We start from the raw sequence: 13,424 nt of genomic DNA on the forward strand, positions 1-13,424 counted from the left end.
TGTACGGCTTCGCGAGCCTCGTTACATCCAGACGGATGCGCCTCGGCATCGCTGCAGGCGTGCACCGAAATCTCCTCCACCCACTGCGGTCTGTTCGCTGCGCTACTTGTAGTTGTAAAGGCGGACCGTGTTGCCACCAAACGTGGGCACGAGGATTTTCTTGCGCGCGCGATCCACCGCGATATCCGCAGGCGACTCAACGTCGGAAATCATGGCGGTAAACGCAGCGCCGGGCCTGCCGACGTAAACCGTCTTGCCTTCCCAGCTCGAGACAACGAGGCGGCCATCGCCCAAATGGTCGAGGCCGTCGAGGCCACCGGTGGGCATGGTCTGCGGGTCCACCTTCTTGCCGCCGTCGATGCGATAAAACTCTTTGCTGCCAAAGCTAGCGACCCACACCTGGCCATCATGGACCAACACGCCATTGGGCGCCTCAAAGCCCTCGCCAGCGACATATTTGATTACCTTGCCCGCGGCGTCGAGCTTATAAATGGCGTGCTTACCATTGCCCTTAAAGGTGCCGTCGACGCCAGTGTCGCTGACGTAGACGCCATCGCTGCCGGCCGCCATATCGTTGAGAAAGCTCGCGCCCTCGATCGCAATTTCGCCGGTCGGTGCGCCGGTCGCGGCATCGAACATGCGGACCGAGGTGATATCTGCGACGTAGAGCTTGCCGCCAAAGATCGCCATGCCCTTGGGGGCGCTCAGCTTTACCTTGTCGCTGCCCCCGTCAATCCATTTTTGCTCCAGGATTGTGCCGTCAACGCCAACCTTGCTGATGAAGCCATTGTCGTCGATGTCGAGTGGGCCGCCATTGATGTTCGAAACCAGATAATATTCTTGTCCCTCTACGACCAGCACTGATTCCGGCGTGGCAAACCCGGCCACTTCTACAAAGCCGGAGTTCTCGGGCTCGGTTGGCGGCACGGCAACCGCGGCATCAGGCGCGGCGGCCTTGACCGGTGGTGGCGGGGCTTGCTCTACTTTTTTGCCACAGGAGGTGGTGGCGAGCGTTAGCGCTGCCGCCGCAAGAAATCGAGTCATTCGCATCATGGGCATGGTCTTCATGGTGGCGCGCACTGTAGTGCGGGCTGCGCCAACTTGCTATGCTGGCGCCGTGTTAACCGGCAAAACCATAGGCTTCATCGGCGCGGGCAACATGGCCCAGGCGATCATCGCGGGGCTCGTTCATACCGGCGCGGTCGCGCCGCGTAACATTTTGGCGTCGGCGCCACGCGAAGAGCGAAGGCAGGAGCTTGCCGTCTCGCTTGGCATCGAGGTGACCAGCGACAATCGCGAGGTGGCGCGTCGTGCCGATATCTTAGTGCTGGCGGTAAAACCGCAAATCTTTGCCAAGGTCGTGCACGACATCGCCGCCGACGTGCGCGACGCCGCGGTGGTTGTCTCGGTGGCCGCCGGCATCAGCACGCAGTCCATTGAGGCATGGTTTGGCCGCCCCTTGCGCGTGGTGCGCTCCATGCCCAACACCCCCGCCTTGGTGAAGGCCGGCGCGACCGCCATCGCCAAGGGCGCGCACGCCAGCGCCGACGATCTGGCCGCGGTCAAGGTAATTTTTGATGCCGTCGGGCTCACCATCGCGCTCGATGAACATCAGCTCGACGCGGTCACCGGCCTTTCGGGTTCCGGCCCCGCATATATCTTTCTCATCTTAGAAGCGCTCGCCGACGCCGGCGTCAAGGTTGGCCTTTCGCGGCGCCATGCACAGGCCCTCGCCGCCCAAACCGTCATGGGCTCGGCCAAGATGTTGCTCGAGACTGACGAACACCCCGGCCGCCTCAAGGACATGGTGACCTCGCCCGGCGGCACCGCCATCGCGGGGCTGCACACGCTCGAGCAAGGTGGCCTGCGCACGACGCTGATAAATGCGGTCGAGACCGCGACCAATCGCGCCAAAGAGTTGGGCGCGATGCAGCGCGACGCCGGCGATGCGCAAACGGCGCGCAAATAGGTCGCGTGATGGCGGAGGCACCCACCGCCCCCGGCACGGCGCCATGGCGACGCATTGGCGCCGCGTTGTTGATAGACATCTTGGTATCGCCACGCGCCTCGCGCGAGAAATTGGGCCCCGTCCACGGCGACCGCCTCAAGGTTTTTGTGCATGCGCCGCCGGTCGAGGGGGAGGCCAATGCCGCTATTGTGGCGTTGTTCGCCAAGACGCTGAGGTTGCCCCAGCGCGATATCTCGCTGGTCTCCGGCGAGGGCTCGCGGCGCAAGACCGTCAGCGTGCCAGCCAGCGACGGCGTGCTTACGATCTTGGCGAGTATCGCGTCGGGACGCGCATGCTGACCAGCAGGTGGGTACTGACCGGCAGGTGATCGCACGTTTCTTCCGCGAGCATAGATTGCACGGCCGTGGTGTTGGCACCGACCGCGGTGGATACCACAAGCGTCTCGCACGACCCCGGAGGGTCGCTATCTGCGAGCAGGAAGACACGTGCGATCACTTGCCGGTACGCCAGCGCGCCGCTGACCACCGCCCCGATGAGACAAAGCAGTGGGGACACCCCCGAGTAGGTGCCATAACCACAGCGGAGCGATGGTGGCTGCGCTTGAGCTGGCCTCATCATCTCGTTACTATCAGCCGTGACCATCGAGAAACCGTCGGATCGCTATCGCAGCTCGGTGCCGCCGCGCCTCGCGCGCGACAGCCTGCCGGACCTTGCGGCCCAGGTCGATGAGCGCCTGCTGCACAACGATAAGATGTCGTCGCTCGGCCAGCTCATCGCCGGCATCGCGCACGAAATCAACAATCCGCTCAATTTTATCTATGGCAATCTCGATTTCCTCCGCCAGTACATGAGCGATTTAGTTGGGCTCATCGACAGCATCGATGCGCTCGAGCTGCCGCCGGCGGTGCGGCAAAAGCTCGCGGAGCACAAGGCCAAGATCGACTATCAGGCGCTGGCCGCGGATTGGCAGCCGCTCATCGCGGCGATGCAGACCGGCGCCGAGCGCACGATGTCGCTGGTGCAGGACATGCGCGACTTCTCGCGCATTGATCACTCGGAGCTGGTGCCGTGCAACCTCGCGCAGATCCTCACCAGCACGCTGCAATTGCTCACCACGGGCCACGCCGTTGAGATTCGCAAGACCATCGCCTCGCCCTTGCCCGACGTGCTCGGGCACCCGGGCCGCCTGGGGCAGGTGATGATGAACATCGTCTCCAATGGCATTTCCGCCGCGCGCGCCAATGAGGGCGTCGCGCCGTGGGTTGAGATCGAGATCGCGGTAGAGCAGACGCGCAAAGACGAGCCGTGCGTCGCCATTCACGTTCGCGACTCCGGTAAGGGCATTGCGCCCGAGGCGTTGGCGCACATTACCGAGCCATTTTTTACGACCAAACCGGTCGGCCAGGGCACCGGGCTTGGCCTCTGGATCTGCCACATGATCGTGCGTTCGCTCGGCGGCACCATCTCGTGGGGCAATCACGACCGCGGCGGCGCCGAGTTCATCGTGCGGCTCGCGCAGCAATAGGCCGCGCCGCCTCGCCGGCCGTTAGCGGTGATCCCAGATCGCCAGCGTCGCCGCGTCGCTCGAGATCGCGACCGGCGGCGGTGCCTTGGTGCCGGAACGTTGGCCGCGCAAGAGCTTGCCGCCGGTGGCCTCGCGCATGAGCGCCCATTCGCCCGAGGGCGAGATATCCAGCGCGGTGTGATGTTCAAAGCAGCGATAGTGGCCCCCGGTGGCGGCGATGATGCATGCCTTGTCGTCGTCTTGCACCAACACCCATTGCGCGTCTTCGGACCACGCGATCGGCTTGGCATCGTGCGTGCTGCGTCGCTTGGCGCTGGCGCCATCGAGGCGCAGCGAAAACAGCCGTGGCGCGGTGGTCTTGACGCCTGCCTGGCGCACGGTGGCGTCGAAGCGGCCAAGCGCTACCGTGCCATCGGGCGCGACGGCAAAGCGCTCGCGCGGCGCCTCGGCGCCCACGACGCGGGCGTGCGCGATGTCGAGGCCCTTGGCGCGCATCACGCCCGTGGGGCTCGTCCACACCAGATCGCCGTTGTGCAGCAAGTTCGCCTGCGCCCCCGCGGGCAGCGTCAGCGTGCGCGGTTTTGCCAGCGGCAGCGCGCCCGCGCCCCAAAGCTGGCGCGCGGCATCGAGCAAGCAAAATACCTGGTCATCGTGCAGCGTCACCTGCGCGGCGCACGGCAGCTTTTTCCACGTGACCTCCTTGCCGTCGCCCGGCGCGAGGCCGTACCACCAGCCGCCGCTCACCTCAACGGCCAGCGTCTTGCCGCTGGGGCTCGCCATCAGCGCGGTGGCATCGCCGCCTTCGCCCGGCAGGTGGCCACGGCGTTTGGGCGCGCCACCCTTGGTCCCCACGTGCCAAAGCGCCTGGTCGCGGACCAGCCACACGCCCGCGGGCAGCGCGGTGAAATCGCTCTTGACGTTGCTGCGATCAGCCCCCGTCTTGGGTTCGCCGGCCTCATCGGGCGCGGCTTCATCGCTCTCGTCATCGCCTTCGTCCTCGGCCCAAGCATGCGCCGGGGCAACGGCGAGGGCAACGGCGAGGGCAGAGCCAACCAGCAGGCGCCAGCTGGCGCGCGATCCGTGACTAGAGCAGTTTGATAACGTCCGAGGCATGGGTGGTGGCGGAGGTAACATAGCGCCCTCGGCCGGCGAGATCGATAAGCACCACGGGCCCAAAGCGCGGGAAATGCACGGCCATGGTGCGCGTGCCGCTCGGTCCGGGCTCGCTGCCCGCCTCAAAAGCCTGCTTGTTCAAGGGCTTGCCGTCGACAAACACCTCCGACAGAAACTCAAGCGGTGCCACCCATTCGGCGCCCTCGCGAAACATCCGATCGCGCTGTGACCCGCTGAGGCCGTCGTTGGCCGTGATGATGCGATCCCAATCTTTTTTGCCCAAGGCCGCGGCGATCTCGAGATCAAAGCGCTCGGCGGGAAAGAGCAACATCAGCTTGGCGCCGACCTCGGCGCTGCGCAGCGGCGGACCTGCTGGTGCTGGTGCTGGCGCGGCCGCCGGCGCGGGCGAAGGCGCGCTTGCCGCGGGCGCAACCGCTGCGGCCGCCGGGGCCACGGTGCCTGGCACCTCCTTGCGTTTGCTCGCCGGCGCGCCGGGAATAAGCGAAAAGCGGTCGATCGCCGCGAGCATTTGCTCCAGCGCGATCGAGTGCCGCAGATCCCAGTGCCCATTGTGATCGAGCACGTCGACGACGATCAAGTCGCCACGACGTTCCCAGTTGACGCCGCGCAGGCTCGCGAGGATGTCGTCGTCGGAAATTTCGTCGAGGCGTTTGTCGAACGCCATGATCTTTTCTTCGAATTCTTTTTGCGCCAGCGGCGTCGCGCGGCGCTTGCCGGAGACATCGGCCTGGGGGTCCATGATCCACATCACCAGCGCCATGCCGCGCAAGTCGCGCGGCGAGCGCGCGACCATCACCGCATCGCCGACGCTGCCCAGGGCCATGATGCGCCCCAGCTTGACCGGCAAGGCCTGGCACATCGCGATCAGGGCCTCTTTGGCCGGACGCAGATCTTTTTCGACGACAAAATCTTTTTGCGGGTCGGCGCGGAGCGGCGCGACCGAGTCGTCGACGATGAGCAGGCGCCCCTCGCCACGACCGCGAAAGGGGCGCGTTGGCCCAAGCTGGACGTCGAGCCGCGGGTCGATGGAATCGGGCTCGATGACCGCCTTGGACGCCAGCGCCTCCTCGCCGCCGAGCGCCGCGAGCAGCGTCGCTTGATCCATGGGGGCGTTGGCCTTGAAAATCAGGTCGGTAACGAGGCTATCAACCGGCAGCATGCCGTCTTGTACCCCCTTGCGGCAGCGGTGCCAAGCCGGCGCCGCTACAGATAGCCGCCGCGGCGGCGTAGGAGCCATTCCGCGAGCCAGAGCGCCACCAAGGCGGCAAACAACAGCGGATGATTCCAGATCCGAATATTTGTCGCGGCCGCGATCCGCGCCCGTTTCGGCGTCGCAAAATTCAGCGTTCGCGGCAGCGTCGAGGGCTCGATCAAGTGGACGCCAGCGGTTGCTTCGCTAAGGCGCGCCAGCCGCGCAAAGTCGGGACTTGGGTTGCTTAGCTCATGCGCCGCGCCCTCGACCAACCAGCGCAGCGTCGCCGCATGCGCCAGGCCGGCGATGGTGGCGCGCGCGGTGGCGACATGGGCGCCTGGCGTGCTGGCGCCTGGCACCGACGCCAGCGCCAAGGTCGCGCCGCCCGCGTCGTCGGTGGTGAGGACATGTTGCGACGTCTCATCGATGGTTAGGCGCACCTCGGTTGCCTTCATCGGGTCACCGCGGGGCGATTTCAGGGCCACCGTCAGCATGGCGGCCGGCGCCTCGGTGGACACTCGCTCGGCGCCGCCCAAGGCGAGCAGCCGGCTGTTGTCATCGCGCATGGCCCATTGCGCCATGGCCTGGACGAGCAATTGATAATCGCGACCGCTCGACGTCTTGGCCTCGCTGCCCTCGAACCACAAGCGCCAGAGCGAGTCGGTCGTCAGCGCCAAGACGCGTCCCTCGCCCACGGCGTGCGCGGCGAGCACGGGCATGGCGCGCCCCAGCGGCGTGAGGCGCGTGGGATGTGTCGCGAGCGCCACCGCGCCGTCGACGAGATCGCCGACGACGTGGGTGCCTTGGTGCAGGGCGCTGCCAAGCCAGATCTCGCGATTGATCGCCTTGTCGGGGGCGATGCGGGTGGCGGCGTGCGTCGCGCCGGCGGCGGTGAGTTGCGGGCGAAACGGCGTTTCGTCGCGCGTGGTTTGCGGCGGCAAGGCAAAGGGCAGCAGCGCGCCCAGCGGCGTGCCCGCGTACGCGCCGGGGCCATCGCTGCCAAACGCAAGATCGCCGCCGAGGATGATCAGCCCGCCACCCTTGGTGACATAGGCGGCTAGCTCGTCGAGGTGGTCGGCGAGGTCATCGGTTTGGTAGTCGAAGTTCTGCAAGATCACCAAATCAAACGACGGCAACACCTCATCAAACAACTCCGCCGAGGGGAATGCGATCAGGCTGAGCTCGGCGTCGCTGGCCGGGGCGACATCGTCTTGGTGACGCAAGACGTAGAACGAGACAACCTCGAGATTGGGGTTGTGGCGAAGCTGCTGGCGCATGGCGCGGACGTCCCATGATGGTGCGCCCGCGAGTTGCAGCACGCGCACCTTGTCGCGCACGACGGAGATGGTGGTGGCGACGCGATTGTTGTCGGGGCTGGCCTCATCGGCCAGGGGCGCGACCTCGATCTCGACGATCATGGTGCCCGGCAGTTGCGGCGCAAATTCAAAGCGCAGCGTGGTGCTGGCCTCCTGCTCGTCACCGCCGCAAAGCGTTAGCTCCTTGCGGCGCGCGGGGACGCCGTTGAGGCGCAAGGTGGCAACCGCCGCGCTGGCGGCAAAGCCGCGGCAGGTGACGCGTGCGGTCGCCGAGGCGACGGTGCGCACGAAGGCAAATGGCTCGGCGACGAGCTCGGTGACCGCTACGTCGCGCAGGTGGGTGCCGACGCCGATCGTATGGATGGGCGCCTGCGCGGCGCGCAGCGCGGCCAAGGCGGCGCTGACGTCGGCGCCGCTGGTATCGATACCATCAGACACGATGACGATGCCCGCGAGCTCGCCGTCCGCGGCCTGCTTCGCCAAATCGCCAATGGCCGCGAGCAGATTGGTGTGCATGCGCGCCGGGTCCGCGGGCGCCGAGGTTGCGGCCGCCTGCGCCGCCAGCGCGGCGAGGCTGGCGGGCGCCAGCGCGCGGCTGAGCGCATACCAACGCAGCTCGTACGTGCCCGCGAGGCTGGCCAAGGCCGGCGCCGAGCGCTCAAGCATGGCCATGGCGGTACCGAGCCGTGACGCCGCGCCATTGCGCGCCGCCATCGACCATGACGTGTCGACGATGATCGCGACGTGACCCTGCTGCCGCACCACGCGGCGCAGTTCGATGGCGGGGCCTAGCGCGACAAAGCACAACAGGGCGACCCCGGTCGCGCGCACGGCGGCGATCGTCGTGCGGCGCTTCCAGCCCAGGCCGCGGCCACCGCGCCAGCCGAGATAGATTGCCGCGGCGCCCGCAGCAAACAAGCCGCCGCGCACGGGCCATGAAAGCGGCGAGGTAAAGATCCACCGCAGATCATTGTACTCGTGGTCTGCGATGGCCTGGCTTACCAGCAACGACAAGCCCATGTCGACGCCGATTAGCATCACCACGGAAATGGCGACCGCAAGCAAGAGCGTCGCCGCGGGCACCGAGCGCCGTCGCATCGCATGCGCGGCCAGCGCGGCCGCGGTGGCAAGCACAAGGGCGATCGCGAGGGCCCACGGCGAGAGGAGGGCGTTCATGGCATGGCCGTCGCGCCGTCTTGCGGGCGATGACGTCGCCGCTCCAGGATCGCCGGGAGATGAGCTTGGTCATTTTTGTAGTCCAGGCACAGCGCGTACATGGAGATATTGACGGCCAGCCGCATCGCCTGTTCGCGTTGCGCCTCGCCGCCTGGCGCGCACGGCAGCGCAAAGGCGCCGGCGGGATTTTTAAGCAGCGCCCCAAGCAGATCACATCTGGTGTAGATAATGCCGAGCCGCTCGCCGATCACGGCCGCTTCCACGGCCTGGCCAACGGCAACGCGTCCCACGGCGCCGGGTAGGACATAAAAACTTCGATACAGCACGTGATCGGCCTTGAGCGGCGCAAGCTCGGCGCCCCCCGTTTGCGCCGCAAGCTGATCGACTAGCTGACGCACCGATTGATCGAAGCGCGCGCTGAGCGCCGGCTCGAACGAGTCGATCACCAACGTGCCGCCAACCGTAAGGTAGCGCGCAAGCGCGGTGATCTCGCTGGCCGACAACGGCCGCATCGCGGTTTGGCCGCACAAGATGACCAGCGGATACTGCTTCAGCTCGCGCCAGCTCGGACCAATCATCGGCACCGCGGTGCCTGGGGTAGCGGCCGTGCGTTTGCCAAGTTCGATGGCCCACGTGCGCGTCGCCACCGCGCGCGCCTCGCGATCCGAGGCAAGGTCAAGCCACGCGAGCGGCGTCACCGCACGCGAGGGCGCGGCGCTGGCGAGCGCGGTCAAGGCGGGAGCCAGGCCGATCGCAGCTAGAAAATCTCGTCGCGTGGGCAGCAAGCTGCGCCGAGCCTAGCGTGAATCCCTTGAAATTGCACAGGGCTACGCTCGACACCTCGTGGCCGGGTGGCTAGTATTTCTCGCAAGGGGTTGGCCGCGCTGGGCCAAGCAAGGACTATGGTCGCTACCACGCTAGAGCGCGAACGCAAGGCTGTCATTTCGGTTTCAGACCTTACCAAGGCCTATCGCACGCCGTTTCGCCGCAAAAAAGTGCAGGCGCTTGGCGGGGTAAGCTTTGACGTTCGGCAAGGCGAAATTTTTGGTTTTCTGGGGCCCAACGGCGCCGGCAAGACCACGACGATCCGCATCCTCATGGGGCTCATTCACGCCACCAGTGGCAAGGCCTCTATTTTCGGCAACCAAATTCCAAGCCGTGCGGCTCGCGCGCGCCTCGGATTTTTGCCGGAGCATCCGTACTTTTACGACTACCTTACGGTCGAGGAGCTGTGCGATCTGTCGGGCCGGATCTACGGCGTCGACGCGGCCACCCGCAAGCAACGCGCCAACCAACTTATCTCGCGCGTCGGCCTAGATCATGGCCGTGGCAAGAGCTTGCGTAAATTTTCCAAGGGCATGATGCAACGCGCGGGGCTGGCGCAGGCGCTCATGAACGACCCCGAGCTGGTGGTGCTTGATGAGCCGATGAGCGGGCTCGATCCGATCGGGCGCAAAGAGGTGCGTGATCTCATTGTCGAGCTCAAGGCGCGCGGCAAGACGGTGTTCTTTTCGACGCATATTCTCAACGACGTCGAGACCATCGCCGACCGCGTCGCGATCGTTGCCAAGGGTGTTATCCGCGCCGCCGGCACGCCGCAAGAGTTGGTCGCCGCCGGCGATCGCGGCGCTGAAATTTCATACCGAGATGGTGATGCGCCGCTCGCGCAGGCCTTGCTTGAGCTTGGGCCCACGCCGCCCAAGTCCGAAGTCCGTGGCGCCTTGACCGTGATCTCGTTGCCACCCGATATTTCGATCGATGCCGCGATTGGCGTCATCCAAGCGCATCACGGCAAGATCGCGCGCGTCGAGCCGAGGAAAGAATCGCTCGAAGATGTGTTCATGCGCCATGCCGGCGACGCCGTCGAAACCTTTGTGCCGTAACGCAACCTCGCAGGGAATGAACCATGGGATTTTTGGGACGCATTTGGGCCATCGCCCTCAACACCTTTCGCGAGGCCGTGCGCATGCGCGTGCTCTACGGCATCATCGCCTTGGTCTTCTTGGTCAACGGCGTGGGCCTCTTCATGTCCGAAATGAATCTCGCCGATCAGACGCGCATGATGCGCGATGTCGCCGTGAGCAGCATTTCCTTCTTTGGCTCGCTGATCGCGATCTTTCTCGGCGTCGTCTTGCTCTATGTCGAGGTGCAGCGCCGGACCATCCATTCGATTATCTCCAAGCCCATTGAACGCTGGGAGTTTGTCGTCGGTAAATATGTCGGCATGACGTTGGTGCTCTCGGTGCTCGCGGCATTTTTTATCGGCGGCATGCTCGCGATGATGATGCTCGACATCGGGCACGGCAGCGACCTCGTCAAGGGCGAGCTTGGCGTGATGAGCAGCAACGTGGTTAAGGCCACGTGGTTGGCCTACGTCGGCATTCTCACCGTCGCCGCGGTCGCAATCTTCTTTTCATCGTTTTCCAGCCCCTTTTTGTCGGGCCTGTTCGCGCTCGGTCTGTTCGCGGTCGGCAACCTAACGCCAGACCTGCAGGCCATCGCCGCCAAGCAGTCTGGGTTGGCCGGGGCCGTGGTCAAGGGCATGCTGTGGGTGATCCCCGACCTGCACACCTTCGTGATCTCGGGCCGCGAGGTCGCGGGCCAGCACGTCAGCCTTCATGGCGGCTTTGTTGGATGGGAGTACGTAACGCAGGCCACGGCGTATGGCGCGCTGTGGATCGCCGGTCTGCTCGCGCTTGCCTGCGTTATTTTTCAACGCCGCGACTTTGTGTAACGACGCGGCGCGCGTAGGCGTGGGGGATACACTTACATAACCCCGGCGACAAAGCCGCGCCAGTTTGTTGCGTTGGTGAGCGGATAAACCCAAAATATTAGCCAACATATGAGTACCAGCAAGCATTCGTTGTGGATGACGGCGGCCGTGGCGGTGGGAGCGTTCGCAACCGCGATGCCGACGGCCTCCGCGCAAGTCGTCGATGAACCGGCCAACTTCTCGGTGGAGCGCTATCGACTCGCGGCCGACAAGCTTGGCATCCTGACCGCGGAAAGCGCTGATATTCCTTATCGCGGCTATTGGGACGTCAGCGCGTGGTTTGGCTACGCCAACGATCCGTTGGTGCTTTATCGCCTTGTGGACGGCGAGCGCGTCCGCCAAGGGGCCTTGGTCCACGAGCGCTTCGGCGGGGAACTCGGCCTCTCGTACGCGGTGCATGCGCGGCTGCAGGCGTTTGCGGCGCTTGGGCTCATTGGCACCACCAATCGGCCGGCAAGCAATCCGGCCGTGGTTGGCGAGCTCGATGACATTTCGGGGTTTTCGCTTGGCGATACCCGCCTTGGGCTCAAGGCCCAGCTGCTCAAGGGTGGCCTAAATCTGGCTATCTTGGGCGAAGGCATCATCGGCAGCGGTGGCGGCGAGGCCTACCGCGGCGAGCGCGATTGGGCGCTTTCACCAGCGTTGCTCGCGTCTTTCGGCGCGGGGCCGCTGCGCTTCTCGCTAAACCTCGGCTACATCATGCGCAAGCAGTCAACGCTCGCCGACCTGGTCGTCGATGACGAGCTGTTTGGGCGTGCGGCGGTCGCGCTGGGCGTCGGACCAGATCGCGCGCTCGAGGTGCAGGCCGGGGTTCAACTTGGCTCGGCCAAGGACGAATTTTTCAGCCGCGTGTCGTCAGACCCCGCGGAGCTCTTGTTCGGCCTCGCGTACAATTTGGGCCGGCGGCAATCGGTGCAGCTGTTCGCGACCGGCGGCGTGGGCCTAAACGAAGGTTTTGGGACGCCAGACTGGCGCGCCCTCGGTGGCGTCCGCATCGGCGGCAGCCTTGCCGATGTCGCCGCCAAGTCAAGCGACACCGATGGCGACGGCATCAGCGATGCGAATGATGCTTGCGTCAACGATCGCGAAGACTTCGATAAGTACGAGGATGTGGACGGCTGTCCCGAGGCTGACAACGACAAGGATGGCTTCTTAGATGGCGCCGACAAGTGTCCAAATGAGCCCGAAACCGTCAACCAGTTCGCCGATGACGACGGCTGCCCAGACATTGGCGATCGCGATGGCGATGGCCTCGCCGACGACACCGACAAATGCCCGGATGAAGCCGAAGACCTCGATGGCTTCGAAGACGACAACGGCTGCCCAGATCTCGACAACGACAAGGACGGCGTGTTCGACGCCACCGATAAGTGCCCGCTCGAGCCTGGGCCGGCCGAAAACAATGGCTGTCCAGATACCGATGGCGACGGCGATGGCGTGGTCGACCGGCTCGACAACTGCCCATCCGAGGCAGGCACCAAGGAAAATCAGGGTTGCAAAGCCAAGCAGCAGGTGGTCATCACCGACACCGGCCTGCAGATCCTCGATATCGTGTACTTCAAGACCAACAGCGACGTGATCTTGAAGAAGAGCTATCCGCTGCTGAATAACGTGGCGGCGGTGATCACCGCGCAAACGCGCATCGCCAAGATTCGCGTCGAAGGCCACACCGATAGCCAAGGCAACGATGACAGCAACCTCGACTTATCGCAGCGGCGTGCCGATTCGGTGAAGGCGTATCTCATCGAGCGCGGCGTCGCAGCGGATCGGCTGCAAGGCCAGGGCTTTGGCGAGACCATGCCGGTCGACTCAAACGATACCAAGGCCGGCCGTGCCAAGAACCGCCGCGTCGAGTTCAAGATCGTCAACTAGCCCGTCGCCGCTAGTCGGTCACAACGGGTACGTAGGCTAGCGCGCCGTTAGCCTGCGGTCAGCGCGCGCGCGATCCAACTCTTGAGGCGCGCATGGTCTTGCGGCTGGCACTCGACAATGCGCACCCCAAAACCGCACCCATCGGGGTCGGCGCTCGCGGGGGCGGAGTCTTCGGCGACAATGCGCACGACCTCGGCGCGACACGAGACGGATTCATGATCATCGTAAAGCTCGACGTCGAGCACCGTGCCGACGCGAAAGGGGTACATCTTGACGACGCGCGTCGCCAAGAACAGCCCCGCGGTGGACATATCGCGGGTGCGAAAGACAAACTCCTTGGCGTCGCCACGTGCCATGACGCGGACAAAGGCTGACACCGCAACGCGCTCCGCGGCGCGTTGTTGGGAGGAGCCGGGACTAGGCATCCCTCCATGGTAGCAGAAGCCGCCCTGCCGCCATAGGGGGGA

General features: G+C 65.1%; 12 protein-coding genes. 6 read left to right on the forward strand and 6 right to left on the reverse strand.

Translation table 11 applies throughout. The features are described 5' to 3' along the window. Positions 1-102: 102 nt before the first annotated feature. On the reverse strand, positions 103-1,068 hold the full coding sequence (locus IPL79_17220) for a hypothetical protein (GenBank protein MBK9072720.1): 966 nt from the start codon (positions 1,066-1,068) through the stop codon (positions 103-105). Positions 1,069-1,117: 49 nt separating this feature from the next. Here IPL79_17220 and proC point away from each other — a divergent pair, with 49 nt between their 5' ends. From proC to IPL79_17235, 3 genes are all read left to right on the forward strand, one after another. Then, positions 1,118-1,969, forward strand: coding sequence for a pyrroline-5-carboxylate reductase (gene proC, locus IPL79_17225; protein MBK9072721.1), 852 nt, complete (start codon positions 1,118-1,120; stop codon positions 1,967-1,969). A gap of 8 nt (positions 1,970-1,977) precedes the next feature. Further along, positions 1,978-2,307, forward strand: a complete 330-nt coding sequence (locus tag IPL79_17230) for a YggU family protein (protein ID MBK9072722.1) — start codon at positions 1,978-1,980, stop codon at positions 2,305-2,307. Positions 2,308-2,603: 296 nt separating this feature from the next. Next, positions 2,604-3,494 (forward strand): hypothetical protein, encoded by an 891-nt coding sequence (locus tag IPL79_17235; GenBank protein MBK9072723.1) that lies wholly within the window; start codon positions 2,604-2,606, stop codon positions 3,492-3,494. Positions 3,495-3,515: 21 nt separating this feature from the next. Here IPL79_17235 and IPL79_17240 read toward each other — a convergent pair whose 3' ends face one another. From IPL79_17240 to IPL79_17255, 4 genes are read right to left on the reverse strand one after another with little or no spacing between them, the layout of a single operon-like run. Continuing rightward, complete coding sequence (locus IPL79_17240; protein MBK9072724.1) at positions 3,516-4,607, reverse strand: hypothetical protein; 1,092 nt, start codon at positions 4,605-4,607, stop codon at positions 3,516-3,518. Beyond that, on the reverse strand, positions 4,579-5,787 hold the full coding sequence (locus IPL79_17245) for a hypothetical protein (protein ID MBK9072725.1): 1,209 nt from the start codon (positions 5,785-5,787) through the stop codon (positions 4,579-4,581). Before IPL79_17245 ends, IPL79_17240 begins: the two co-directional genes overlap by 29 nt. A gap of 44 nt (positions 5,788-5,831) precedes the next feature. Continuing rightward, the gene (locus IPL79_17250) at positions 5,832-8,312 is read right to left on the reverse strand and encodes a hypothetical protein (protein MBK9072726.1); all 2,481 of its coding nucleotides are present in this window, start codon (positions 8,310-8,312) and stop codon (positions 5,832-5,834) included. Beyond that, on the reverse strand, positions 8,309-9,097 hold the full coding sequence (locus IPL79_17255; protein MBK9072727.1) for a DUF4159 domain-containing protein: 789 nt from the start codon (positions 9,095-9,097) through the stop codon (positions 8,309-8,311). Before IPL79_17255 ends, IPL79_17250 begins: the two co-directional genes overlap by 4 nt. 117 nt (positions 9,098-9,214) lie before the next feature. Between IPL79_17255 and IPL79_17260 the strand changes: the two genes are divergently transcribed. From IPL79_17260 to IPL79_17270, 3 genes are all read left to right on the forward strand, one after another. Next, entirely contained in the window at positions 9,215-10,195 is a 981-nt protein-coding gene (locus tag IPL79_17260; protein ID MBK9072728.1) for an ABC transporter ATP-binding protein, read from the forward strand. Between the two features lie 23 nt (positions 10,196-10,218). Then, entirely contained in the window at positions 10,219-11,046 is an 828-nt protein-coding gene (locus IPL79_17265; protein ID MBK9072729.1) for an ABC transporter permease, read from the forward strand. Positions 11,047-11,154: 108 nt separating this feature from the next. Continuing rightward, positions 11,155-12,957 carry an OmpA family protein gene (locus IPL79_17270; GenBank protein MBK9072730.1) on the forward strand — a complete coding sequence of 601 codons (1,803 nt, stop codon included), beginning with the start codon at positions 11,155-11,157 and terminating at the stop codon, positions 12,955-12,957. 47 nt (positions 12,958-13,004) lie between these two features. Here IPL79_17270 and IPL79_17275 read toward each other — a convergent pair whose 3' ends face one another. Further along, positions 13,005-13,382: a PilZ domain-containing protein gene (locus tag IPL79_17275; GenBank protein MBK9072731.1), complete on the reverse strand. Its 378-nt coding sequence runs from the start codon at positions 13,380-13,382 to the stop codon at positions 13,005-13,007. Positions 13,383-13,424: the final 42 nt, after the last annotated feature.

The organism is Myxococcales bacterium, from assembly GCA_016716835.1.
Lineage (GTDB): Bacteria > Myxococcota_A > Polyangia > Haliangiales > Haliangiaceae > JADJUW01.